Source organism: Saccharothrix mutabilis subsp. mutabilis (assembly GCF_039521145.1).
GTDB lineage: Bacteria > Actinomycetota > Actinomycetes > Mycobacteriales > Pseudonocardiaceae > Actinosynnema > Actinosynnema mutabilis.
In genome coordinates this window covers 251,909-274,981 of sequence record NZ_BAAABU010000002.1, presented here as the reverse complement: position 1 = coordinate 274,981, position 23,073 = coordinate 251,909, and the positions used below count along the sequence as shown (strand labels likewise).

At 72.1% G+C, this 23,073-nt stretch carries 20 protein-coding genes; 15 read left to right on the top strand and 5 right to left on the bottom strand.

All coding sequences use genetic code 11. The features are described from left to right. Positions 1 to 5: 5 nt before the first annotated feature. Both ABD126_RS05050 and ABD126_RS05045 read right to left on the bottom strand, forming a co-directional pair. Positions 6 to 1,424 carry an Rv3212 family protein gene (locus tag ABD126_RS05050; RefSeq protein WP_343932439.1) on the bottom strand — a complete coding sequence of 473 codons (1,419 nt, stop codon included), beginning with the start codon at positions 1,422 to 1,424 and terminating at the stop codon, positions 6 to 8. An 81-nt stretch (positions 1,425 to 1,505) separates the two neighbouring features. After that, complete coding sequence (locus tag ABD126_RS05045) at positions 1,506 to 3,131, bottom strand: DEAD/DEAH box helicase (RefSeq protein ID WP_343932438.1); 1,626 nt, start codon at positions 3,129 to 3,131, stop codon at positions 1,506 to 1,508. Positions 3,132 to 3,529: 398 nt separating this feature from the next. Here ABD126_RS05045 and ABD126_RS05040 point away from each other — a divergent pair, with 398 nt between their 5' ends. After that, positions 3,530 to 4,210, top strand: coding sequence for a ferritin-like fold-containing protein (locus ABD126_RS05040; protein ID WP_343932437.1), 681 nt, complete (start codon positions 3,530 to 3,532; stop codon positions 4,208 to 4,210). A 66-nt stretch (positions 4,211 to 4,276) separates the two neighbouring features. Continuing rightward, positions 4,277 to 4,504 carry a DUF3107 domain-containing protein gene (locus ABD126_RS05035; RefSeq protein WP_343932436.1) on the top strand — a complete coding sequence of 76 codons (228 nt, stop codon included), beginning with the start codon at positions 4,277 to 4,279 and terminating at the stop codon, positions 4,502 to 4,504. Positions 4,505 to 4,716: 212 nt separating this feature from the next. Here the strand turns inward: ABD126_RS05035 and ABD126_RS05030 are convergent, their stop codons facing one another. Together ABD126_RS05030 and ABD126_RS05025 are read right to left on the bottom strand one after the other, a co-directional pair. Continuing rightward, positions 4,717 to 5,028: a DUF4873 domain-containing protein gene (locus tag ABD126_RS05030; RefSeq protein ID WP_343932435.1), complete on the bottom strand. Its 312-nt coding sequence runs from the start codon at positions 5,026 to 5,028 to the stop codon at positions 4,717 to 4,719. After that, the gene (locus ABD126_RS05025; protein WP_343932434.1) at positions 5,028 to 5,750 is read right to left on the bottom strand and encodes a TetR/AcrR family transcriptional regulator; all 723 of its coding nucleotides are present in this window, start codon (positions 5,748 to 5,750) and stop codon (positions 5,028 to 5,030) included. Before ABD126_RS05025 ends, ABD126_RS05030 begins: the two co-directional genes overlap by 1 nt. A 66-nt stretch (positions 5,751 to 5,816) precedes the next feature. Between ABD126_RS05025 and ABD126_RS05020 the strand changes: the two genes are divergently transcribed. Both ABD126_RS05020 and ABD126_RS05015 read left to right on the top strand, forming a co-directional pair. Then, a complete protein-coding gene (locus ABD126_RS05020) occupies positions 5,817 to 6,716 on the top strand; it encodes an AurF N-oxygenase family protein (protein ID WP_343932433.1) in 900 nt (299 codons plus the stop codon). After that, a complete protein-coding gene (locus ABD126_RS05015; RefSeq protein WP_343932432.1) occupies positions 6,713 to 7,582 on the top strand; it encodes an alpha/beta fold hydrolase in 870 nt (289 codons plus the stop codon). The genes ABD126_RS05020 and ABD126_RS05015 overlap by 4 nt, the downstream gene beginning before the upstream one ends. Before the next feature lie 44 nt (positions 7,583 to 7,626). Here the strand turns inward: ABD126_RS05015 and ABD126_RS05010 are convergent, their stop codons facing one another. Next, on the bottom strand, positions 7,627 to 8,271 hold the full coding sequence (locus ABD126_RS05010) for a TetR/AcrR family transcriptional regulator (RefSeq protein WP_343932431.1): 645 nt from the start codon (positions 8,269 to 8,271) through the stop codon (positions 7,627 to 7,629). A 142-nt stretch (positions 8,272 to 8,413) separates the two neighbouring features. Here ABD126_RS05010 and ABD126_RS05005 point away from each other — a divergent pair, with 142 nt between their 5' ends. The 11 genes from ABD126_RS05005 (at position 8,414) to ABD126_RS04955 (ending at position 22,545) form a co-directional block, all read left to right on the top strand. Then, a complete protein-coding gene (locus ABD126_RS05005; RefSeq protein ID WP_343932430.1) occupies positions 8,414 to 9,391 on the top strand; it encodes an alpha/beta fold hydrolase in 978 nt (325 codons plus the stop codon). A gap of 75 nt (positions 9,392 to 9,466) precedes the next feature. Then, entirely contained in the window at positions 9,467 to 10,486 is a 1,020-nt protein-coding gene (locus ABD126_RS05000) for a DUF3152 domain-containing protein (protein ID WP_343932429.1), read from the top strand. 144 nt (positions 10,487 to 10,630) lie between these two features. Next, positions 10,631 to 11,803 carry an adenylyltransferase/sulfurtransferase MoeZ gene (gene moeZ, locus ABD126_RS04995; RefSeq protein ID WP_343932428.1) on the top strand — a complete coding sequence of 391 codons (1,173 nt, stop codon included), beginning with the start codon at positions 10,631 to 10,633 and terminating at the stop codon, positions 11,801 to 11,803. A 227-nt stretch (positions 11,804 to 12,030) separates the two neighbouring features. Next, positions 12,031 to 12,828 carry a TIGR02569 family protein gene (locus tag ABD126_RS04990; RefSeq protein ID WP_343932427.1) on the top strand — a complete coding sequence of 266 codons (798 nt, stop codon included), beginning with the start codon at positions 12,031 to 12,033 and terminating at the stop codon, positions 12,826 to 12,828. Positions 12,829 to 12,923: 95 nt separating this feature from the next. Then, the gene (locus tag ABD126_RS04985) at positions 12,924 to 14,939 is read left to right on the top strand and encodes a molybdopterin oxidoreductase family protein (RefSeq protein ID WP_343932426.1); all 2,016 of its coding nucleotides are present in this window, start codon (positions 12,924 to 12,926) and stop codon (positions 14,937 to 14,939) included. Continuing rightward, positions 14,936 to 16,381 (top strand): FAD-dependent oxidoreductase, encoded by a 1,446-nt coding sequence (locus tag ABD126_RS04980; protein WP_343932425.1) that lies wholly within the window; start codon positions 14,936 to 14,938, stop codon positions 16,379 to 16,381. Before ABD126_RS04985 ends, ABD126_RS04980 begins: the two co-directional genes overlap by 4 nt. A 93-nt stretch (positions 16,382 to 16,474) precedes the next feature. Then, positions 16,475 to 17,827: an MFS transporter gene (locus ABD126_RS04975; RefSeq protein ID WP_343932424.1), complete on the top strand. Its 1,353-nt coding sequence runs from the start codon at positions 16,475 to 16,477 to the stop codon at positions 17,825 to 17,827. Between the two features lie 131 nt (positions 17,828 to 17,958). Continuing rightward, complete coding sequence (gene nirB / locus ABD126_RS04970) at positions 17,959 to 20,451, top strand: nitrite reductase large subunit NirB (protein WP_343932423.1); 2,493 nt, start codon at positions 17,959 to 17,961, stop codon at positions 20,449 to 20,451. Then, positions 20,448 to 20,768: a nitrite reductase small subunit NirD gene (gene nirD, locus ABD126_RS04965; RefSeq protein WP_309116780.1), complete on the top strand. Its 321-nt coding sequence runs from the start codon at positions 20,448 to 20,450 to the stop codon at positions 20,766 to 20,768. Before nirB ends, nirD begins: the two co-directional genes overlap by 4 nt. Continuing rightward, positions 20,765 to 21,880: a uroporphyrinogen-III synthase gene (locus ABD126_RS04960; protein WP_343932422.1), complete on the top strand. Its 1,116-nt coding sequence runs from the start codon at positions 20,765 to 20,767 to the stop codon at positions 21,878 to 21,880. The genes nirD and ABD126_RS04960 overlap by 4 nt, the downstream gene beginning before the upstream one ends. After that, entirely contained in the window at positions 21,877 to 22,545 is a 669-nt protein-coding gene (locus ABD126_RS04955; RefSeq protein WP_343932421.1) for a sirohydrochlorin chelatase, read from the top strand. Before ABD126_RS04960 ends, ABD126_RS04955 begins: the two co-directional genes overlap by 4 nt. The last annotated feature ends 528 nt before the right edge of the window (positions 22,546 to 23,073 follow it).

The following is a 23,073-nucleotide window of genomic DNA, read 5'->3' as shown; positions in this document are numbered from 1 at the left end:
GGGCGTCAGCGCAGAGCGACCAGGGTGTCGCCGCGCTGCTCCAGGACCACGGGACCCTCGGTGGCCAGCTGCACCGGGCCGTCGTAGCCGCCGCGGTCGACCGGGAAGCGGCCCACCTCCTGGCCGCTGACCTGGTCCACCACGGCCAGCGCGCCCGGCACCGGCACCAGGACGCGGCCCGCGAGCGTCGTCCCCGGGCCCTTGGACGGCATGGACCACACCGGCTTCAGGTCGACCAGCGACAACGCGACCGTGCGCGACCCGGTGAACCAGTACACGTTCGCCGTGCTGGTCATGGTCGGCACCACGCGGCCGGGCGGGTCGCCCGCCAGTTCGGCCTCGCCGACCTCGACCGGGTGGTCCGCGACCAGGCTGCCCGAGTCGCCGTCGAACACCTGCACCTTGCCCGGCACCGCCACGGCCACCCGGTTGCCGCTCACCGCGATCACCCGCGCGCCCTTGGCCCCGATGATGGTGGTGCTCAGGACCTGCGGCTCGTCGGACTTCTCCGGGTTGGGCTTGAGCACGGTGAGGCGGTCCGACGGGTCCTGGGCGTAGCAGCGCTCGATGACCGCGAGCTTGCCGCCGGTCACCGCGAACGAGCCGTACTGGCAGCCCGGCCGGGGCTGCTTGCCGGGGTTCACGATGGCCCGCAGGGCGCCGTACTCCAGCGAGCGGACCAGGTCGTCGCGGCGGTAGACCTCGAAGTACGTCTCGCCGGTGGTGGTGACGTGGGAGCCCTCGTTGAGCAGGCGGGTGTCCAGGGCGGCGTCGCCGTTGCGCTGCGGGCCGCGCTTGCCCGACGCGGCGTCGAGCGTGGTCAGCTCCGAGCAGTTGGTGTCCTTGCGGTAGAGCGCGAACACGCGGCCCCACGCGGTGCTCACCGTGCACAGCGGCCAGTCGCGGCTGTACCGCCAGCGGACGTCGCCGGTCAGGGCGTCCCGGCCGACGACCTCGCCGCCGTCGCCGGTGACGACCACCGAGTCCAGGCTGACCGGCTGCTGGGTGGCGGCGCTGGGAGCGCGCCACATCTCGCCCAGCGACGGCGGCAGCACCGTCACCGGCGGCAGCGGCGTGACCTGGCTCGGGCCGGTCTGCGACACCGTGTTGCGGGCGTCGCTGGTCGCCCACACGAGCAGGCCGGCGGCCAGGACGCCCACGACGACCAGCGTCAACGCGATGTAGTCCCCGCGCCGCCGCCACGACCGGGCGGGCAGCACGGGTTCGTCGTCCACCGGCGGGACCGGCCCGTCGTCCAGCACGTCCTCACCGGGCACCTGTTCGGTCTCCCGGACCGCGTCGTGCCCGGTGTCGTGCCCGGTGTCGTGCCCGGTCTGGTGCTCGGCGACGTCCGCGGGTGCGTCGTCGGTCGCCGCGTCCACGACGACCGGACCGTTCGACTCCGCCTGCTCCGGCTGACCCACTGCCCGGCTCCCGCTGCGTTTCGGTGGGGTGATCTGTCCGGCCACATGCTGCCGCACGTGGCCGGTGATCCGTGTAAGGCGTCAGTCTGCCGACGTGGTGGCGTCGGCGGAACCGCTGGTCTCCACACCCGAGCGGCGGCGACGGCGGCGACGCGGCCGTTCGGCGGAACCTTCGGTGGTCTGCGCTTCGGCGGGCTTCGCCTCCGGCGACGGGGTCTCGGCGGTGTTCTCGCCGTTCACGACGACCCCGGCCCGGCTGCGGCGGCGGCTGCGGCGCGGGCGGGTGGTGCCCTCCGCCTGCTCCTCCGCCTGCGGGGTGGTTTCGGCGGAACCCGAGCCGGAGCCCGAGCCGCGGCGGCGGCGCTTGCGGGACTTGCCCTTGCCGCCGCTCAGGTCCTCCTCGACCTCCGCGTCCAGGCCGGCGCGGGTGCGCAGGCCCAGCGGCAGGCGGCCGGTCGAGCCGGCCGGGATGTCCAGGTCGGCGAACAGGTGGTCCGACGTCGAGTACGTCTCCACCGGCTCCGGCTTGCCGAGGTTCAGCGCGTCGCTGATCGACTTCCAGCGGGGGATCTCGTCCCAGTCCACCAGCGTGACGGCGACACCCGTGCGGCCCGCGCGGCCGGTGCGGCCGATGCGGTGCACGTAGGTCTTCTCGTCCTCGGGGCACTGGTAGTTGATGACGTGCGTGACGCCCTCGACGTCGATGCCGCGCGCGGCCACGTCGGTGGCCACCAGCACGTCGATCTTGCCGCTGCGGAACGCCCGCAGCGCCTGCTCCCGCGCGCCCTGGCCCAGGTCGCCGTGCACGGCGGCGGCGGCGAACCCGCGTTCCACCAGCTCGTCGGCGACCTTCTGCACGGTGCGCTTGGTGCGGGCGAAGATCATGGACAGGCCGCGCTCGCGGGCCTGGAGGGCGCGGGCCAGCAGCTCGCTCTTGTCCAGCGCGTGCGCGCGGTAGACGAACTGCTCGGTGCGCTCGTGGATCGCGCCGGCGTCGTTCTCCTCGGCCCGGACGTGCGTGGGCTGGTTGAGGAACGTGCGGGCCAGCGTGATGATCGGGCCGGGCATGGTCGCCGAGAACAGCATGGTCTGCCGCTGGTCGGGCACCATGCGCAGGATGCGCTCGATGTCGGGCAGGAAGCCCAGGTCGAGCATCTCGTCGGCCTCGTCCAGCACCAGGCCGCGGACCTTGCCCAGCACCAGGTGGCGCTGCTCGGCCAGGTCCAGCAGGCGGCCCGGGGTGCCGACGACCACGTCCACGCCCTTGCGCAGGGCCGCGATCTGCGGCTCGTAGGGCCGGCCGCCGTAGATGGCCAGCACGCGCACGCCCAGGTGCTTGGCGGCGTCGGTCAGGTCGTGGGTGACCTGGAGGCACAGCTCGCGGGTCGGCACGACCACCAGCGCCTGCGGGGTGCCGTCCCCCGGAACGGTGATGCGCTGGAGCAGCGGGATGCCGAAGCCCAGGGTCTTGCCGGTGCCGGTGCGGGCCTGCCCGATGACGTCGTCACCGGCCAGGGCCAGCGGCAGCGTCAGCTCCTGGATGGCGAAGGCCCGTTCGATGCCGGCCTCGGCGAGCGCCCGGACGATCTCCTCGCGTACACCCATTTCGGTGAACGTGGGGGAGTCGTTGCGGACCGGCGCGTTCGCGACCAGCGGGTGGGAGGTGTCCTCGTCGGGGACTCCGGCCTCGGAGTGCTCCAGGGCCACCGGATCAAGGTGCGTTCGTTCGTTCGTCGCGGTCAGGGTGATCGCCTCTCTCGTACCAGCGCGCACGGCCTGTACGGGCCGCTCGACCACGCCTGCCGCCTCTCGGCCGTGGGGAGCGGCCGGGCAGTGGCGCGGGAGGGCCTGCGAGGTATGCGCGCACCCTCTCCGGGCGGCACGGTGCCGCCGTAGTTTCCGCCGGCGGCACCGCTGCGAGCCCCTTCTGGGCCGCGCCGCGCCGGGCGTCAAGGTGCGAGTCTACCCGGCTACTAGGCCGATCGGGGTGGAAGAGGTGGAGTACCTGCGGCTTCCCACGCGTGGACTATGGCCAAACCCACTGTGGACGTCCTGCGGGACGAAGGTCGGCGGCAGTGCGGTGTCCCCCTACTAGGCTGCTCGGCATGGGTGAGGCGGAGGCGGGTCAGACGGTGGTGTCCGGGCAGGTGGCGGAGGGTGTGGTCGACCTCCTCGGCGCGCTCGCGTACGGCGAGCTGTCGGCGTTCGACCGGTTGGCCGAGGACGCGCGGACCGCGCCCACGCTGGCCGGGCGCGCCGACCTGTCGGCGATGGCGGCGGCCGAGATCGGCCACTACGCGCAGATCGAGAAGTACCTCGCCGCCCACGGTCACTCGATCGAGGACGCGATGCGCCCGTTCGTGGCGGGCTTCGACGCCTTCCACGCCTCCACCGCGCCCAAGTCGTGGCACGAGTCGCTGGTCAAGGCCTACGTCGGCGACGGGCTGGCCGCCGACTTCTACCGCGAGGTCGCCCAGTGGCTCGACGACGAGCCGGCCAAGGAGCTGGTGCTCGCCGTGCTGGCCGACACGGGGCACTCCGCGTTCGCCGAGCGCGAAGTCCGGGCGGTCTGCGCGAACGACCCGAAGGTGAAGGACCGGCTCACGCTGTGGGGTCGCCGGCTGCTCGGGGAGGCGTTGACGCAGGCCCAGTACGTGGTGGCCGAACGCGACCCGCTGGCCGAGCTGATCGTGCGCGGCTCCGGGGACCTCGCGGGCATCGCGGCGCTGTTCCGGCGGCTCCAGCAGAGCCACACGCGCCGCATGACGGCCCTCGGCCTCGGCTAGGGTTGGTTTCGACAGTTGTCGGACCGCCGCCGCAAGCCGGTGGTCCACGCGTGTACGGAGGTCAGCGTGGAGGTCAGGGTCGGCGTCGCGGACAGCCCGCGTGAGCTGGTGGTGTCGAGCGCTCTTTCCCCCGACGAGGTGGAGTCCCAGGTCGCGGACGCGCTGAAGGCGGGCAGCGGTCACCTCACGCTGGTCGACCAGAAGGGCGCCCGCTACGTGGTGCCCGCGGCGCGCATCGCGTACGTCGAGATCGGTCCGAGCGACAGCCGTCGCGTGGGCTTCGTGGCGGACTGAGAACAGCAGCCGTACGACGAGAGGGGCACCCGCCGCGGGTGCCCCTCTCGTCGTTCATGCAGGTCGGCGCTACCCGTCCCAGGCCCGGGGAGCGAGGCCGCGTCGGCCTGTCGCGCCGCGTTTCCCGCCGATCAGCTCTTCCGATCGGTGGGAAACGCGGCGCGATGGGCTGACTTCCAGGCGGCCTCGCCGCGACGCCGGAGGCGGCGCAATCAGACACCGAACGGCGGCGTTGAAATGCCCGCCACCCGGTAGCGCGACCAGGGGTCCGGGTCGGTGAGCTGGCCGGTCGCCGAACCGTCCGGGGTGCGCAGCAGCGCGGTCCGCGCACCGCCCTCCACCAGCTCGGTGACCTGCTCGTTCGCCGCGACCCGGCCGTACCAGTGGTACCGCCCGTCGATGGGCTGGAAGTACCCGCGCAGCTGCACCTCGACCGGCACCTCGCGCTGGTCGAACACCAGCACCGCGGACCCGGTGTAGCCGTCCTCGTCGTGCTCCTCGTGCGCTTCGTGCTGCGCGGACATCACGCCTCCTCGCCGTTGACGAGCCGCAGCCGGGCGGGCTCGGTGGAGAAATCGGTGGTCAGCGGCGCGTCCGGGTCCAGTTCGACGCCCGCGGAGCGGAGCAGTCCGTCGATCGCGTGCCAGATGATGGTGGTCAGGTAGTCGCTCAGGCTCGCCCGCGTCATCGACTGGCGCTCCAGCCACCAGTCGCCCGCGTTCTGCACCATGCCGACCAGGGCGTGCGCCCACGGTTCCGCGCCGCCGGAGTCCATGTCGAAGGCGCGCAGGTAGTCGCCGAGCAGCCGGGCGAGGGCCGCGGCGATCAGCTCCTTGTCCTCCTGCACGACGTCCTGCTCGACGGGCCGGTCGGCGAAGGACTTGCGCACCACGAACCGGTACAGGTTCGGGTTGTCCCCGATGACCGTCAGGTAGGAGTCCACGATCCGCCGGATGCGGGTGCGGATCGGGCCGTCCTCGGCGATCGCCGGGACCATCGACTCCATCAGCAGCTCGGTGCCCCGCCGCCCGACCGCCAGGTACAGGTCGGACTTGTCGGTGAAGTGCCGGTACAGCACGGGCTTGCTGACGCCCGCCTCCGCGGCGATCTCGTCCATCCCCACGTCGGGGCCGTGCTGGGCGACCGCGCGGATGGTCGCCTCGACGAACTCGGCCCGGCGCGCCTCGCGGTGCCCCTTCCAGCGCTCCCGGCGTGCGTCCGTTCCGCCCTTGACAGTTCGAGCCATGTGACGCACGCTACCAGAAGTAACTGTTACCTCAAGTCACAGATAAACCAACCGGGGAGGGGCCCGATGACGAGGACCTTGAAGGTCGCCGATCGCGAGAAGACCGCCGAGCGGCTGCTCAACTCCTCGGCTGACAAGTTCTACGACCCCGAGGTGGACATCGACTGGAACGCGCCGCTGGTCGAAGGCCTGCGCTACACCCCCGAGCACCGGTGCTCCCTCTACGGCACCGCGCTGTGGGACCGCATGTCCGAGGAGCAGCGGATCGACCTGTCGCGCCACGAGGTGGCCAGCGTCGCCAGCGTCGGGCTGTGGTTCGAGATCCTGCTCATGCAGATGCTGCTCAAGGAGGTCTACCGGTCCGACCCGACGACCAAGCACGCGCAGTACGCGCTGACCGAGGTCGCCGACGAGTGCCGGCACTCCACGATGTTCGCGCGCATGGTCGAGCGCATCGGGTGCCCGCCCTACGGGCCCCGCCGCTACACCTACCACCTGGCCAAGCTGCTGCCGGTGATCGGCTACGGCCCCGCGCTGTACGGCTCGATCCTGGTCGCGGAGGAGATCCTCGACAAGCTCCAGCGCGAGACGATGGCCGACGAGACCGTCCAGCCGCTGGTGCGCATGGTCAACCGCATCCACGTGCTGGAGGAGGCGCGGCACGTGCGGTTCGCCCGCGAGGAGGTCGTGCGCGGGATGCAGACGCTCACCAAGAAGGAGCTGCCCTTCCAGCGGTGGCTGCTCGCGACGACGTCGATGTTCGTGACCCGGTCGATCATCAACCCCGAGGTGTACGCGGCGGTCGGCCTGGACAAGGACGAGGCCCACAAGGCGGCCCTGTCCAACCCGCACTGGCACGAGACGATCCAGTGGGCGGGCAAGGGGATCATGAAGTTCCTCGACGACAACGGGCTCGTCGGCAACCCGGGGATGCGCGCGTGGCGCCGGTCGTTCCTCATCGGATGAGCGCCCCCTGGGAACCGGACCACCGGTTCGTGACCGCGGACGGCACCGCCCTGCACGTGGTGGACACCGGTCCGCGCGACGCCGACGTGACCACCGTGCTGGTGCACGGGTGGACGCTGGACCACACGTCGTGGGACCACGTCGCCCCCGCGCTGCCCGGTCGGGTCTTGCGCTACGACCACCGCGGACATGGCGGATCCGCGGCGGCCACGGCCCGGGACGCGACCATCGCGCAGTGCGCGGACGACCTGGCCGAGCTGCTCGCGGCACGGGTGCCCAAGGGGCGCATCGTGTTCGCCGGGCACTCGATGGGCGGCATGACGCTCATGGCGCTGGCCGAGCGGCACCCCAAGCTGCTCGACCGCGTCGCCGGGGCCGTGTTCGTCGCGACCTCGTGCGGTGAGCTGTCCGGTTCGACGCTCGGGCTGCCGGGCGTGCTGGGCCGGGTGTTCCTCGCCGGCGAGGCCGCGTCGAACCGGCAGCTCGCGAAGCTGAAGCGGGCGCAGCTGCTCCAGCGCACGGAGGTGCTGCGACCGGGCCTGCGCTGGCTGCTGTTCGGCAAGCGGCCGTCGTGGGCGGACGTGGCGTCGACGGCGGCGATGGTCGGCCGGTGCAACCCGGTGGCCATGGTCGCGTTCCGCGAGTCGCTCAACGACCACGACCGCAAGGCCGCGCTCAAGGAGTTCGCCGGCGTCCCGAGCGTGGTCCTGGCGGGTGGTGCGGACAAGCTCACGCCGCTGCGCCACGCCCGGACCATCGCGGACGAGCTGCCGGGCACGGAGTTGGTGATCTACCCGGGAGCGGGGCACATGCTGCCGCTGGAGAGATCAGCCGAGGTCACAGCACACATCACCGCGCTGCTGTGAACGAGGAGAGGGCCGGTTCCCGGGGGACCGGCCCTCTTCGCTGCTCAATGCTGGAGCGGGAAGCCGCCGCCGATGCCACGCCACGCGAGGTTCGAGATGAGCGCGACCGCGTCCTCCTTGGGGACCTTCCGGTCGTCGGCGAGCCACGACCGGGCGGTCACCTGCGACAGACCCACCAGGCCCACCGCGAGCAGGCGCGCGCGGTCCTGGTCCAGGCCGGTGTCGGCGGTGATCGTCTCGGTGATCGCGTCCACGCTGTCGGTCGTCGCGCGCTCCACCGCCTGGGCCACCGCGGGCTCGCCGCGCAGGTCGGACTCGAACACCATCCGGAACGCCTGGCCCTCGCCGTCCACGAAGTCGTAGAACGCCGCGACCGTCGCCTTCACGCGCTGCTTGTTGTCCGTCGTGGACGCCAGCGCACCGCGCACGCGGTTGACCAGCTCGTCCACGTGGGACTCCAGCAACGCCATGTACAGCTCAAGCTTGCCCGGGAAGTGCTGGTAGAGCACCGGCTTGCTCACGCCCGCGCGCTCGGCGATCTCGTCCATCGCGGCGGCGTGGTAGCCGTTGGTCACGAACACGTCCTGCGCCGCGGCCAGCAACTGGGCACGCCGGGCGGTGCGTGGGAGGCGGACCCCTCGACCCGCGCCGCCGTTGTGCCCGACCGTGGTCTGGGCCGTCTCCGTCATGGTGCCTCCAGCCAACCTTCACATCGCGGAACCGGGCGGGGGGTGGCCTCCCCGGTTCGTCGGGAGCAACCTTACTCGCTGGTAGCAGCGTTGCGGGAAAGCTTCTCGTTTCGTAGGACGTCCGAGCAGGCATCCTGGGGAGGTGACCGAGACCCTGGAGGCGAGCAGACCCGCCATCACCCACGTGCCCCTGTCCTCCGCACCGCTACCTCCGCTGGACTCAACGAGCGCCCCCTGGCCTGGTGACTACGTCGAGGTGGCGGGGCACCGCGTGCACGTCCGGCGCACGCCCGGAAGGGCCGGCGAGACCGCCGTCTACGTGCACGGCCTGGGCGGTTCGTCGACGAACTGGACCGACCTCGCGGGCCAGTTGTCCGAGCACGTCTCCGGGCACGCGCTGGACCTGCCGGGGTTCGGGCGGTCCGAGCCGATCCCGGGCTACACGTTCAGCATGGCGACGCACGCCGAGGTCGTGGCCGGGTTCGTCGACGGGCTCGGCGTCGGGCCGGTGCACCTGTTCGGCAACTCGATGGGCGGGGCGATCGCGCTGATCGTGGCCTCGACGCGGCCCGACCTGGTGAAGACGCTGACCCTGATCTCGCCCGCGGTGCCGGACCTGCGGCCCCGGCTGAGCCGGGTGTCCGACCGGCGGATGCCGCTCGCGTTCCTGCCGATCCTCGGTCCGCGGGTGCGGCGGCAGTTGGCGCGGGTCACCCCGGAGGAGCGGGCCCGGCAGATGCTCGACCTGTGCTTCGCCGACCCGTCCCAGGTGCCCGACAAGCGGTTCCGGCAGTCGGTGGAGGAGTACACCGAGCGGTCCTCGCAGCCGTGGGCGCCGGACGCGCTGGGCCGCAGCACGGCCGAGCTGATCCGGACGTGGCTGGTGCCGCGGTCGAAGTCGATGTGGCTCCTGCCGCCGAAGGTCACCGCGCCCGCGCTGGTCGTGTGGGGTGCGCAGGACAAGCTGGTCAGCGCCCGCAAGGCGCCCCGGGTGGCCCGGTTGCTGCCGCGCGGGCGGCTGCTGGTGCTGCCCCGCACCGGGCACGTGGCGCAGATGGAGCGGCCGGCGACGGTCGCGCGGGCCGTGCTCGGGATGTGGGAGCGCGGTGGGGACTGGTAGATCGGTTCAGCGCCGTGACCTGCGCGGGGCCACCGGCTACCACGAGGTCCCCCCGGTTGTGGCACTCTGGTCGCCGTGAACCGGACGTCGGAGGCTGGGCGTGCGGCGGCACCGTCCCCGCCTTCCGAGGACCGCTACCGCCGCGGCGCCCGACGCACCACCGCCGAGCCGCTGACCGCGTCCTGGGAACCGGCGGGCCGCCACCGCCGCAAGCGCAGGCGCGGCCTGAAGGGCCTGGTCGCGAACTACGGCTGGCGCATCTACGCCGTCCCCGTGCTGCTCGTCCTGACCGCCCTGGTGGTGCTCGACACGGCCGCGCCGACCAAGATCGGCGAGGCCGGCCAGACCGGCGCCGACAACGCCGGCGGCGCGCCCGGGACCAGCACGTCGTCGGGTCCGCCGGTGGCCACCGAGACGCCGCCCGCCAAGGTGGACCTGGTCAACATCCCGACCGCCGAGCTGCCCGACGGGCCCAAGTACTCCGAGCAGGGCGCGGGGACGTGGCAGGTCGTGCCGGGCGGGACCGCGCAGGCCGGCACCGGCCGGCTCTACAAGTACGCGATCGCCATCGAGGACGGCGTGGACGCGGCGGACTTCGGCGGCGACCGGGACGCCTTCGCCCGGACCATCGACGGCATCCTGGCCGACCAGCGCAGCTGGATCGGCACCGGCCGGGTGGCCATGCAGCGCGTGGACAGCGGCCCGGTGGACTTCACCATCAGCCTGACCACGACGAACACCACGCACGGGCTGTGCGGGTTCCAGATCCAGTACGAGACGTCGTGCTGGCACCCGCCGTCCGAGCGCGTGGTGATCAACGCGGCGCGGTGGGTGCGGGGCGCGAAGGCGTTCAGCACGGACCTGGCGTTCTACCGGGCGTACGCGATCAACCACGAGGTCGGCCACGTCCTGGAGAACCCGCACGAGGGCTGCAAGGAGACCGGCCAGCCCGCGCCGGTGATGATGCAGCAGACCTTCGGCGTCGCGAACGACTACGTGGCCCGCCTGAACGAGGTGGACGCCTCCAACCGGGGCCGGGTGCCGGCGGACGGCAAGGTCTGCTCCCCGAACGCCTTCCCCGTCGCGCCGCGCTGACCCGTCGCGCCGCGCCGAAGCCCCTCGTCGGGTGGGCGCGGTCACTTCGTGTCCACGCAATGGGACGACTTCCCATCCGGGAAGACGGTGGTCCAGTCTGGTGTTGTCCGTCGGTAGAGGACATGTCTCGTCGAGGAGGATCAGATGGCGCTTCCGCCGCTCGTGGAGCCCGCAGCGGAGCTGACGAAGGAGGAAGTCGCGCGGTACAGCCGGCACCTGATCATCCCGGACGTCGGGGTGGACGGGCAGAAGCGGCTGAAGAACGCGAAGGTCCTGGTCGTCGGCGCGGGCGGCCTCGGCTCCCCGGCGCTGCTCTACCTCGCCGCGGCCGGCGTGGGCACGCTGGGCATCGTCGACTTCGACACCGTGGACGAGTCGAACCTGCAGCGCCAGGTCATCCACGGCCAGTCCGACATCGGCAAGCCGAAGGCCGAGTCCGCGCGCGAGTCGATCGCCGAGATCAACCCGTACGTCAAGGTGAACCTGCACCAGACGCACCTGAACTCGGAGAACGTGCTCGACATCTTCCGCGACTACGACCTCATCCTCGACGGCACGGACAACTTCGCCACCCGCTACCTGGTCAACGACGCGGCGGTGCTGCTGGGCAAGCCGTACGTGTGGGGTTCGATCTTCCGGTTCGAGGGCCAGGTCAGCGTCTTCTGGGAGGACGCCCCGGACGGCCAGGGCCTGAACTACCGCGACCTCTACCCGGAGCCCCCGCCGCCCGGCATGGTCCCGTCGTGCGCCGAGGGCGGCGTGCTGGGCGTGCTGTGCGCGTCGATCGGCTCGATCATGGTGACCGAGGCGATCAAGCTGCTGACCGGCATCGGCGAGCCGCTCCTGGGTCGCCTGATGGTGTACGACGCCCTGGAGATGTCCTACCGGACCATCAAGATCCGCAAGGACCCGGAGAGCGTCAAGATCACCGAGCTGATCGACTACGAGGCGTTCTGCGGCGTGGTCTCCGACGAGGCCCAGCAGGCGGCGGCGGGCAACACCATCACCCCGCTGGAGCTGAAGCAGAAGCAGGACAGCGGCGACAACTTCGTCCTCATCGACGTCCGCGAGCCGCACGAGTACGAGATCGTGAAGATCCCGGGCTCGGTGCTGATCCCGAAGGATCGCATCCTGTCCGGCGAGGCGTTCGCGGAACTGCCGCAGGACAAGCAGATCGTGCTGCACTGCAAGTCCGGCGCGCGGTCGGCCGAAGCCCTCGCGGTGCTGCACCAGGCGGGCTTCAAGGACGCCGTGCACGTGGGCGGCGGCGTGCTGGCGTGGGCCCGCGAGGTGGACACCAGCCTCCCGACCTACTGACCCGCGAGGCCGCCGTCGGTTTGTCGCGACGTGTTTCCCGACGATCACGCTTTTCGATCGGCGGGAAACACGTCGCGACGAACCGACCCTCCGGGCGGCCGAGCCGCCGCGACGGAGTCGCGGCCTCCAACACCGCAATTGTGCGGATAGGCCGGACGGGTGCACCCGGCGGCAGAGCCGCGTGAGGTCCACCAAACACGAGGCTTCGACGGGTAGCGTGCCCTGCCGTGACCCCATCCCCGGAGCCGCCGCCGTCGCACGTGAGGGCCGCGTTCGGTGCGCGTGACGCCGAACCGGAGTTGATCGACGCCGGGCCCGTGTGGCGGTGTGGTGACGTGGCGGTCCGGCCCGCGGGGAAGCCGGCCGAGGCCACGTGGGTCGCCAAGACGCTCGACACGCTCTCCGTGGACAACCTGCGCATCGCCAGACCCCTGCGGTCCACCGACGGGCGCTACGTCGTCGGCGGGTGGGCCGCCACCAAGTACCTGTCGGGACGGGCCGAGCCGCGGCACGACGAGGTGGTCGAGGTCGCGGTGAAGTTGCACGCCGCCACCAGTGACCTGCCCAAACCCCGCTTCCTGGACGCCCGCACGGACTTGTTCGCCAAGGCCGACCGCCTGGCCTGGGAAGAGGAGCAGGCCGAACTCGACCCGAGCCTGGGCGGCCGGCTGTTCGAGCTGCTCTCCGCCTACCGCAAGCCCGTCCAGCTCAAGCCGCAGGTCGTGCACGGCGACCTGTTCGGGACCGTGCTGTTCGCCGGGGACGCGGCGCCCGCCATCATCGACTTCACCCCCTACTGGCGGCCGGCCGAGTACGGCGCGGCGGTCGTCGTGGTCGACGCGCTCTCCTGGGGCGGCGCGGACCACGGCATCCTCCAGCGGTGGGCCCATCTGGCGGAATGGCCGCAGGTGCTGTTGCGAGCGACACTCTTCCGCCTCGCCGTGCACGCCCTGCACCCGCTGTCGAGCACGCAATCGCTGGTAGGGCTGGAGCGGACGGCCACGAAGGTGACCTCCCTGCTGTGACCTCACCCGCACCGCACGCGTGGTGACGGTGCAAGTTCGCGTGGACGAAACATTCCGCGCTGCGCTGTTAACAGCCCGTTCTTACCGTCGGCCCCGTGACCGACACCCACTGCCCGTACTGCGCGCTCCAGTGCGCGATGTCCGTGACCGACGGCAAGGTGTCGCCGCGGGAGTTCCCGACCAACCGCGGCGGCCTGTGCCAGAAGGGCTGGACGTCCGCGGAGCTGCTGTCCTCGCCCGCGCGGTTGACCACGCCGCTCGTGCGCCGCGACGGCGCGCTGCACCCGGCCACGTGGGACACGGCGCTCGACCTCGTCGCCGCCAAGCTGCGCGACCTGCGCGCCGAGCACGGGCCGGACGCGGTCGGCGTGTTCGGCGGCGGTGGGCTGACCAACGAGAAGTCCTACCTGCTCGGCAAGTTCGCCCGGGTCGCGCTGGGCACCTCCCAGATCGACTACAACGGCCGGTTCTGCATGTCCAGCGCGGCGGCGGCCGGCACCCGGGCGTTCGGGCTGGACCGGGGCATGCCGTTCCCCGTGACAGACCTCGACCACGCCGACGCGGTGCTGTTGGTCGGCGGAAACCCGGCCGAAACGATGCCGCCGTTCGTGCAGCACCTCAAGGGCGCGGAACTGATCGTCGTGGACCCGCGCCGCACGGCCACCGCCGAGCTGGCCACCCTGCACCTCGCCCCCGCGCCCGGCACCGACCTGGCGCTCGCGCTGGGCCTGCTGCACTGCGCCGTCGCCGACGGCCACCTCGACCAGGACTACCTCGACGAGCGCACGAACGGGTTCACCGAAGCCTGGCGGATCGCAGCCTCCTGGTGGCCGGAACGGGTCGAGCGGGTCACCGGCGTCCCGGTCGCCGACCAGCGGGCGGCCGTGCGCATCCTGGCCGAGGCGGAGAACGCCTACGTCCTCACCGGCCGGGGCACCGAGCAGCACGCCAGCGGCGCGGACACCGTGTCGGCGTGGATCAACCTGGCCCTGGCGCTGGGCCTGCCCGGCCGACGCGGTTCCGGCTACGGCTGCCTGACCGGCCAGGGCAACGGCCAGGGCGGGCGCGAGCACGGCCAGAAGGCCGACCAGCTCCCCGGCTACCGCAAGATCGACGACCCGGCCGCCCGCGCGTACATCCAGGACGTGTGGGGCGTGGCCGACCTGCCCGGACCCGGTCGTTCCGCCTACGAGCTGCTCGACGCCCTGGGCCAGGAGAACGGCCCCAAGGCGCTGCTGGTGTTCGGCAGCAACCTGGTCGTCTCCGCGCCCCGGTCGCAGCACGTCGCCGACCGCCTGGGCGCGCTGGACCTGCTCGTGGTCTGCGACCTGGTGTTGTCCGAGACCGCCGAGATGGCCGACGTCGTGCTGCCGATCACGCAGTGGGCGGAGGAGAGCGGCACGATGACCAACCTCGAAGGCCGCATCCTGCTGCGCCAGGTGGCCGTCGAGAAGCCCGAAGGCGTGCGCAGCGACCTTGAGGTGATCCAGGGCCTCGCGACCCGCCTGGGTCAGCCGGTCGAGCGGTTCCCGGTCGAGCCGGAAAAGGTGTTCGAGGAGCTGCGGGTCGCGTCCAAGGGCGGGCTCGCCGACTACTCCGGCGTCACCTACGACCGGCTGCGCGCGGGGGAGGCCCTGCACTGGCCGGTGGTCGAGCGCAGCACCCCGCGGGTGTTCCTGGACCGCTTCGCCCACCCCGACGGCCGCGCCCGGTTCATCCCCGTCGAGCACCGCGGACCCGCGGAGCTGCCCGACGCGGACTACCCGTTGCAGGCGACCACCGGCCGGGTCCTCCAGCACTACCAGTCCGGCGCGCAGACCCGGCTGGTCAAGGAGCTGGTGGACGCCGAGCCGGAGGCCTACGTCGAGGTCCACCCGGACACCGCGACCCGCGCCGGCCTGCGCGAGGGCGACCTGGGCGCGGTGGTGTCGCGGCGCGGCCGGACGGTGGCGCGCGTGCGGTGCGTGCCGTCCATGCGCGTCGACGTGGTGTTCCTGCCGTTCCACTTCGCCGGCGTCGGCCGCGCGAACCTGCTGACCAACCCGGCGCTGGACCCGACCAGCCGGATGCCCGAGTTCAAGGTGTGCGCCGTCCGATTGGAGTCGGTATGACCAGGAACGTTGTCGTCGTGGGCTACGGCATGGCCGGGGCCCGGCTGGCCGACGAGATCCGCAGGCGGGACCCGCGGGCGGAACGGGTCTCGGTGACCGTGCTGGGCGACGAGGCGCACCCCGCCTACAACCGGGTGCTGCTGTCCAGCGTGGTCGCCGGGTCGCTGACCCCGGAGGCGGTGCGCCTGCACGACCCCGGCTGGGCGAGCAAGCACCACGTGGACCTGCGGCTGGGCGGCAGCGTCACCAAGATCGACCGCACGCGCCGGGTCGTGCACGTGGACGACACCGAGGTCCCGTACGACGCGCTGGTGCTGGCCACCGGCGCGCGCTCGTGGGTGCCGCCGACCGACGGCCTGCTGGACGGCAACGGCGAACCGGCGCCGGGCGTGGTGGCGTTCCGGTCGCTGGACGACTGCGCGCGGATCGTGGCGGCGGCGTCGCCGGGCACGCCGGTCGCGGTGCTGGGCGGCGGCCTGCTCGGGCTGGAGGCGGCCCGGGGCCTGGCCGGCCGGGGTTGCCTGGTCACCGTCGTGCACCCGGTGGGGCACCTGATGGAGCGCCAGCTCGACCCGGGCGCGGGCCGGGTGCTGGCGAAGACGTTGGGAACGCTGGGCATCGAGTTCCGGCTGGGGGCGCTCGCCGTGAAGTACGCGCCCGGCGACGGGCTCCTGCTCGACGACGGCACGCAGGTGCCCGCCGAGCTGGTCGTGGTGTCGGCGGGCGTGCGGGCGGAGACCGGGCTGGCCGAGCAGGCGGGCATCGCCGTGGACCGGGGCATCCTGGTGGACGACGCCCTGCGCACCAGCGACCCGCGCGTGCACGCCATCGGCGACTGCGCGCAGCACGTCGGCACGGTGTCCGGGCTCGTGCAGCCGGCCTGGGAGCAGGCCGCCGTGGTGGCCGACCTGGTCACCGGCGCCGCGCCCGCCTCCCGCTACGCCGGGACCACCGTCGTCACCCGGCTCAAGGCGCGGGACGTGGACCTGGCCGCGCTGGGTGACGTGCACTGCGAGGTGGACGCGCCGGACGCGGAAGTGCTGTGCTTCCAGGACCCCGCGCGCGGCCGGTACGCGAAGCTGGTGCTGCGCGACGACAGGGTGACCGGCGCGATCGTCCTCGGCGCGCCGGACGCGGCGGCGGCCATCACCCAGCTGTTCGACCGCGGCCTGCCCGCGCCGACCGACCGGCTGGCGCTGCTGCTGGGCCGCGCGCTGCCCGCGGAGAACGAGGCGAGCCCGGCGGACCTGCCCGCGTCGGCCGTGGTCTGCCGGTGCAACACCGTCAGCAAAGGACAGATCGTCGGCGCGTGGCGGTCCGGCGCGACCACGGTGTCCGCGATCGCCGAGAAGACCCGCGCGAGCACGGGCTGCGGCGGCTGCAAGGACGCGGTGTGCGGCATCGTCGACTGGCTCGCCGCCTCACAGCCCCAACCCGTCTGATGTGCGCCGGAGTTGCCGCACGCGACACCTCATCGCACGCCGAGGTAACGGGCCGTTCCTACGGTCTGCGCATCACGAGCTTGGGAGGCCGCAATGAGCACGGTGGTTGAGACCGAAACCCTTGCCCCGCAGGCGAAACGACGCGGACGGTGGATCGAGGACTGGGAGCCGGAGAACGCGGAGTTCTGGGAGCGCACCGGCAAGCGGGTCGCGCGGCGCAACCTGGTCTTCTCGATCCTCGCGGAGAACCTGGGCTTCACGGTGTGGAGCCTGATGAGCATCGTCGTGGTGAGCCTGGGCTCGGTCGGGTTCTCCTTCAGCGTCGGCCAGACGTTCTGGCTGCTGATCGTGCCCAACCTGGTCGGCGCGGTGCTGCGCATCCCCTACACGTTCGCGGTGCCGAAGTTCGGCGGCCGGGCGTGGACCACGGTCAGCGCGAGCCTGCTGCTGATCCCGACCACCATGCTGATCATCGCCGTCACCAACCCCGGCACGCCCTACTGGTTCTTCCTGCTCACCTCGGCGGCGATGGGCTTCGGCGGCGGCAACTTCTCCTCCTCCATGGCGAACATCTCGTTCTTCTACCCGGAGGGCAAGAAGGGCCTGGCGCTGGGCCTCAACGCCGCCGGCGGCAACCTCGGCGTCGCGATGGTGCAGCTGGTCGTGCCGATCGTGATCAGCATCGGCGCCGGCGTGAACCTGGCCTACGCGGCGCTGTTCTGGATGCCGTTCATCGTCCTGGCCACCGCGTGCGCGTGGTTCCTGATGGACAGCCTCACCCAGGCCAAGCCGGACGGCACCTCCTACCGCAGGGCGATGTCGAACAAGCACACGTGGGTGATGTCGTTCCTCTACATCGGCACGTTCGGCTCGTTCATCGGCTTCTCGTTCGCGTTCCCGTCGCTGATCAAGATCAGTTTCGTGGAGCACAAGGGGTTCGTCGCGCTGGCGTTCCTGGGCGCGCTGATCGGGTCGGTGAGCCGGCCGTTCGGCGGGTGGCTGTCGGACCGGTTCGGCGGCGCGAAGGTGACGCTCGCGGTGTTCCTGGGCATGGCGGTGGGCGTCGTGGGCGTGCTGACCAGCGTGAGCACCAAGAACTTCCCGCTGTTCTTCGGCTCGTTCATCGCCCTGTTCGTGCTGGCGGGCATCGGCAACGGCTCGACCTACCGGATGATCCCCGCCATCTTCGCCACCCAGGTGGAGGACACGGCGTCGGCCAAGCGGCAGGCCGCGGCGGTGGTCGGCATCGCGGGCGCGATCGGGGCGTTCGGCGGCGTGCTGGTCAACCTGGTCTTCAAGTTCTCGCTGGAGGGCAGCAAGACGCTGGCCCCCGCCCTGACCGCGTTCCTGGTGTTCTACGCGCTGTGCGTGGCCACGACGTGGTGGTTCTACCTGCGCAGCCGCGTCTTCGCGCGGGTGCCCAGCCTCGCCTACGCGGGCGTGTGACGCGCGGGTTGTGACGCGCACGACGCTCTGAAGTGCGGCGTGAGGCTGCTTTAACACCTGCGCAACATTCGCGACCTTGTCACGACACGGTGCCCGGTGAGCATAGCCGGGCAAGAGGAAGGAATGGTCCCATGACGCGAACGCTGGTTGTCGTCGGTCACGGCATGGTCGGACACCGTCTCGTGCAGGCCCTGCGCGAGAAGGACGTCACCGACCAGTGGCGGATCGTCGTGTTCGCCGAGGAGGGGCGTCCCGCCTACGACCGGGTCGCGCTGTCGTCCTATGTGGACACCTGGGACGCGGGCACGCTGAGCCTCGCGCCGCACGAAGACCCGTTGGTGGAGCTGAACCTCAACGACCTGGTCGTGCACATCGACCGGGACGACAAGGTCGTGCGCAGCATGTCCGGCCGCGCGCAGGCCTACGACGCGCTGGTCCTGGCCACCGGGTCGGTGCCGTTCGTGCCGCCGGTGCCCGGCCGCGACCTGCCCGGCTGCCACGTGTACCGGACGATCGAGGACCTGGACGCGATCCGCGCGACGGTCGAGGGCGCGCACTCGTCCGGCCGGCACGCGGGCATGGTGCTGGGCGGCGGTCTGCTCGGTCTCGAAGCCGCGAACGCGTTGCGCGGCATGGGGATCTCCCCGCACGTGGTCGAACTCGGTCCGCGCCTGATGCCGTTGCAGGTGGACGAGGGCGGCGCCGGGCTGCTGCGCCGGCTGGTGGAGAAGCTGGACCTGACCGTGCACACCGGCACGTCGGCGTCGGCCATCGAGCGCGACGGCGACCGGCTGATCGCCAAGCTGTCCAACGGGACCGAGCTGGACCTGGACGTCGTCGTGTTCTCGGCGGGCATCCGGCCGCGCGACCAGTTGGCCCGTGAGTTCGACCTGGCGGTGGGGGAGCGCGGCGGCATCGTCGTGGACTCCGCGTGCCGGACCTCCGACGAGAACATCTACGCCATCGGCGAGTGCGCCAACATCGGCGGCGTGGTGTACGGCCTGGTCGCGCCGGGTTACTCGATGGCCGAGGTGGTGGCGGACCGGCTGCTCGGCGGCGCCGCTGAGTTCCCCGGGGCCGACACGTCGACCAAGTTGAAGCTGCTGGGCGTGGACGTGGCGTCGTTCGGCGACGCGCACGCGCGGACCGAGGGCGCGCTGGAGGTCGTGGTCAACGACGCCGTCGCGGGCACCTACGCCAAGGTCGTGGTGTCCGACGACGCGAAGACGCTGCTGGGCGGCATCCTGGTCGGCGACGCCTCGAAGTACCCGGTGCTGCGCCCGCTGGTCGGCCGCCCGGTGCCCGGCGACCCGGCGGCGCTGATCGGGCCGGCGGGCGGCGTGGAGCTGTCGCTGCCCAACGACGCCCAGGTGTGCTCGTGCCACGCGGTGACCAAGCAGCACATCGTGGACGTGGTGAACTCCGGCGAGGCCGTGGACGTGCCGGGGATCAAGGCGTGCACCAAGGCGGGCACGGGCTGCGGCTCGTGCGTGCCGATGTTGAAGAAGCTGCTGTCGGAGTGCGGTGTCGAGCAGTCCAAGGCGCTGTGCGAGCACTTCGAGCAGTCGCGCGCCGAGCTGTTCGAGATCGTGCGGGTGACCGGCATCACGACGTTCAGCGAGCTGATCGCCCGGCACGGCAAGGGCGGCCGGGGCTGCGACCTGTGCAAGCCCGCCGTGGCCTCGATCCTGGCGTCGCTGGAGAACGGCCACGTGCTGGAGGGCGAGCAGGCGGTCCTGCAGGACACCAACGACCGCTTCCTGGCCAACCTGCAGCGCAACGGCACGTACTCGGTGGTGCCGCGCATCCCCGGCGGCGAGATCACGCCGGAGAAGCTGATCGTGATCGGCGAGGTGGCCCGCGACTTCGGCCTCTACACCAAGATCACCGGCGGGCAGCGGATCGACCTGTTCGGCGCGACCGTCGACCAGCTGCCGCAGATCTGGAAGCGGCTGGTGGACGCCGGGTTCGAGTCCGGCCACGCCTACGGCAAGGCGCTGCGGACGGTGAAGTCGTGCGTGGGCACCACGTGGTGCCGCTACGGCGTGCAGGACTCGGTGGGCCTGGCGATCGAGCTGGAGCTGCGCTACCGGGGCCTGCGGTCGCCGCACAAGCTCAAGTCCGCGGTGTCCGGCTGCGCGCGCGAGTGCGCGGAGGCCCGGGGCAAGGACTTCGGCATCATCGCCACGGAGAAGGGCTGGAACCTCTACGTGGGCGGCAACGGCGGGTTCACGCCGCGGCACGCCGACCTGCTCGCCTCCGACGTGGACACCGAGACGCTGATCAAGCTCATCGACCGGTTCCTGATGTTCTACATCCGCACGGCGGACCGGTTGCAGCGCACCTCGACCTGGATCGAGGGCCTGGAGGGCGGGTTGGACCACCTGAAGTCGGTCATCGTGGACGACAGCCTCGGCATCTGCGCCGACCTGGAGGCCGCGATGGCCAAGCACGTGGACAACTACGCCGACGAGTGGCGCGGCGTGCTGGAGGACCCGGAGAAGCTGGCCCGGTTCACCTCGTTCGTGAACGCGCCCGGCACGCCCGACCCGACGATTTCCTTCCGCGCGGAACGCGGTCAGAAGGTTCCTGTCCTGCTGGGGATTCCGGAGGTCGTCCGATGACACCCGTGTGCGAGTTGAGCGCGTTGCAGCCGGAGAGCGGCGTGGCCGCCCTGCTGCCCGACGGCACCCAGGTCGCCGTCTTCCTGACCCACGACGGCCAGGTGCACGCGCTGGGCAACATCGACCCGTTCAGCGGCGCGGCGGTGCTGGCGCGCGGCATCGTCGGCGACCGGGGCGGCGTGCCCGTGGTGGTGTCGCCGGTCTACAAGCAGGCGTTCGAGCTGAGCACCGGCAAGTGCCTGGACGACCCGTCCACGGCGGTCCCCGTCCACCCGGTCCGCGTGGCCGACGGCATCGTCCAGGTCGGGTCGCCGTGAACGCCGCCCCGCTGGCCGGGTACACGGTCGGAGTGACCGCCGCCCGGCGGGCCGACGAGCTGACGGCTCTGTTGGAGCGCAAGGGCGCGACCGTGCTGCACGGTCCCGCCATCCGGATCGTGCCGCTGCCCGACGACGCGGAGCTGCTGGCCGCGACCCGCGAGGTGGTGGAACGGCCGCTGGACATCGCGGTGGCCACCACCGGCATCGGTTTCCGGGGCTGGGTCGAGGCGGCGGAGGGCTGGGGCCTGGCCGCGCGCCTGCTGACGAGGTTGGCGGGCGCGCGGGTGATGGCGCGGGGCCCCAAGGCGCGTGGCGCGGTGCGGGCGGCGGGCCTGGTGGAGGCGTGGTCGCCGGAGGGGGAGAGCAACGCCGAGCTGCTCGACCACCTGATCCGGTCGGGGGTTTCGGGCAAGCGGATCGCGGTGCAGCAGCACGGCGAGCCGCTGCCCGACTTCGTGTCCGCCCTGGAGGCGGCGGGCGCGGAGGTCGTGCCGGTGTCGGTGTACCGGTGGACGGGCCCGGTGGACACCGCCCCGCTGGACCGCCTGGTGGACGCCGTCCTGGCCCGCCAGGTGGACGCGCTGACGTTCACCAGCGCGCCGGCGGCGGCGAACGTGCTGAAGGTGGCTTCGGCTTCGGGGCGCTACAAGGACCTGGTGGGCGCTCTGCGGTCGGACGTGCTGGTGGTGGGCGTCGGTTCGATCACGGCCGGTCCGCTGGTCGCGGCGGGGGTGCCCGTGGTCCAGCCGGCGCGGGCGCGGATCGGCGCGCTGGCCCGGGAGCTGACCCTGGCCCTGCCCGCGCGGGCGACCCGCCTGCGCATCGCCGGGCGGGACATCGAGCTGCGCGGGCAGGCGGTCGTGGTGGACGGCGAACTGCGCCCGGTCGCGCCCGCGCCGATGGCGGTGCTGCGCGTCCTGGCCGCCGCGCGCGGACGGGTCGTGTCGAGGCGCGAGTTGTTGGCGGCGCTGCCCAGCGGCGGTGAGGAGCACGCGGTGGAGACGGCGATCGGCCGGTTGCGGACGGCGTTGGGCGAGCCCCGGATGGTGGCGACGGTCGTGAAGCGCGGCTACCGCTTGGCCATGGACCCCGCTGGAGTCGCGGTATGACGTTGGTCCTGGTGGCGCATGGCACCCGTGACCCGGCCGGCGCCGTGGTCGTGGAGGAGATCGCCGCGCTGGTGCGGGCGCGGTTGGGCGGCGTGCCGGTGCGGGTGGCTTACGCGGACGTGCGGCAGCCCGACGTGACCGCCGTGCTGGGTTCGGTGCACGGTCCGGCGGTGGTGGTGCCGGCGTTCCTGGCGGCGGGTTACCACGTGCGGGTGGACATCCCGGCGCAGGTCGAGGCGTCGGGTCAGGGGGACGTGACGGTCACCGCGCCCATCGGCCCGGCCCTGGTGCCGGCCCTGGTGGCGCGGCTGGAGGAGGCCGGCTGGGAGCCCGGCGACGCGGTGGTGCTGGCGGCGGCGGGCTCGTCGGACCCGCGGGCGCTGGCCGAGGTCGGGAAGGTGGCCCAGGCGTTGTCGCGCCGGGTGGGCGGACCGGTGCGCATCGGGTACGCGGCCACCGCGTCTCCCCACATTTCGGACGTGGTCGCATCGACGCCGGGCCGGGTGGCGGTGGCGTCCTGGCTGCTCGCGCCGGGCCTGTTCCACCGGGCGGTGGCGTCGTCGGGCGCGGCGGTGGTGGCGGCCCCGATCGGTGCGCACCTGAGGGTGGTCGAGGCGGTCCTGCTGCGCTACTACCAGGCCCGCTGCCTGGAGGACGTCGCATAGGCCGCGCGACTGGGCGATGTCGCTCCTCGTAGCCCGCATGGCAAATCATGCCATTCGGATTGGAATCTACGCGGATTCACTCTCTCGGTGGGTGACGTGATATCTTGATCGGACCTATCCGGCTTCGGGTGGGTGTCGCACTTTTTTATGCCTGTTGCGATGCGATGTGTCGCGGGTGTGCAAGCACGGCCGAGGCCCCCTCTGGTGTCGACGTGTGACACTTGAGGCGACCCCGGCCGATCGCGAATGCGAAGGTTTCGATCCGCCACGGGTGTTTCTGGCGATTCGGTTCGATCAACTGCCCGTGTCGACCGCCCGGTGTGGCGCGATTCGTCAAGGTTGGCTGCGACTGTTCGGCCTCACGCGCGCCGGCTGGTCCGTCGCAACTGGTCCGAGCTTAACCGCCTGGCCGGAGGTCTGCGGCGAGGCGATCCGTTTCCGGTTCGCGTGCGACCGAAGCGGCTTGCTCGGTGGAGGTGGCGGGAAGGTCGCTTCCTCGGAGATCCCCACTCGCCCGGGTCGAGCGTG

Coding starts and splice junctions, on each gene's coding strand:
- ABD126_RS05040 (WP_343932437.1), top strand. CDS start 3,530: ATGGGTGAGGCGGAGGCGGGTCAGACGGTGGTGTCCGGGCAGGTGGCG.
- ABD126_RS05030 (WP_343932435.1), bottom strand. CDS start 5,028: ATGTCCGCGCAGCACGAAGCGCACGAGGAGCACGACGAGGACGGCTAC.
- ABD126_RS05025 (WP_343932434.1), bottom strand. CDS start 5,750: ATGGCTCGAACTGTCAAGGGCGGAACGGACGCACGCCGGGAGCGCTGG.
- ABD126_RS05020 (WP_343932433.1), top strand. CDS start 5,817: ATGACGAGGACCTTGAAGGTCGCCGATCGCGAGAAGACCGCCGAGCGG.
- ABD126_RS05015 (WP_343932432.1), top strand. CDS start 6,713: ATGAGCGCCCCCTGGGAACCGGACCACCGGTTCGTGACCGCGGACGGC.
- ABD126_RS05010 (WP_343932431.1), bottom strand. CDS start 8,271: ATGACGGAGACGGCCCAGACCACGGTCGGGCACAACGGCGGCGCGGGT.
- moeZ (WP_343932428.1), top strand. CDS start 10,631: ATGGCGCTTCCGCCGCTCGTGGAGCCCGCAGCGGAGCTGACGAAGGAG.
- ABD126_RS04980 (WP_343932425.1), top strand. CDS start 14,936: ATGACCAGGAACGTTGTCGTCGTGGGCTACGGCATGGCCGGGGCCCGG.
- ABD126_RS04975 (WP_343932424.1), top strand. CDS start 16,475: ATGAGCACGGTGGTTGAGACCGAAACCCTTGCCCCGCAGGCGAAACGA.
- nirB (WP_343932423.1), top strand. CDS start 17,959: ATGACGCGAACGCTGGTTGTCGTCGGTCACGGCATGGTCGGACACCGT.
- nirD (WP_309116780.1), top strand. CDS start 20,448: ATGACACCCGTGTGCGAGTTGAGCGCGTTGCAGCCGGAGAGCGGCGTG.
- ABD126_RS04955 (WP_343932421.1), top strand. CDS start 21,877: ATGACGTTGGTCCTGGTGGCGCATGGCACCCGTGACCCGGCCGGCGCC.